Here is a 498-nt window from a genome sequence, read left to right as displayed (position 1 = left end):
GGCCCGACAGGCGCAGCCCGGCCGGCATGTGGTACGCCGCCCCGGCCGCGTGGTCGAGCTGGTCCAGGAACCACAGGCGCTGCTGCGCGAACGAGAGCGGCAGCGGCGCGGCGCGGCTGGCCGCCGCAATCGGTGCCAGCGGCGCGCACGCCAGTTGCGCCAGGCTGCCAGCGAGCTCGCGCAGCAGCGGGCGCGCGAACAGGGTCCGCAGCGGCAGTTCGGCCCCCATGCGCTGACGCACCCGCGAGGCCAGTTGCACCGCCAGCAGCGAATGCCCGCCCAGGTCGAAGAAATGGTCTTCGCGGCCGACCCGTTCCACGCCGAGTAGTTCTTGCCAGATGGCGGACAGCGCTTGTTCGGTGGCGCCTTGCGGCGCCGCGTAACACGCCAGCGCCAGTGCCGCGCCATCCGGCGCCGGCAAGGCCTTGCGGTCCAGCTTGCCGTTCGGCGTGAGCGGCAGCGCCGCCAGCGTCACGAACGCGCCTGGCACCATGTACT

Annotated in this window: 1 protein-coding gene; it reads right to left on the bottom strand. The window is 73.3% G+C overall.

Annotated elements, in window-relative coordinates; translation table 11 throughout:
- Window positions 1–498, bottom strand: a 498-nt coding sequence (locus F0185_RS34160) for a phosphopantetheine-binding protein (RefSeq protein WP_167233136.1), incomplete at both ends; no start/stop codon positions are given.

The organism is Massilia rubra, assembly GCF_011682065.1.
GTDB lineage: Bacteria > Pseudomonadota > Gammaproteobacteria > Burkholderiales > Burkholderiaceae_D > Telluria_A > Telluria_A rubra.
Note: the sequence above shows the minus strand (reverse complement) of the source record. Positions and strands in the feature narration are given on the sequence as shown.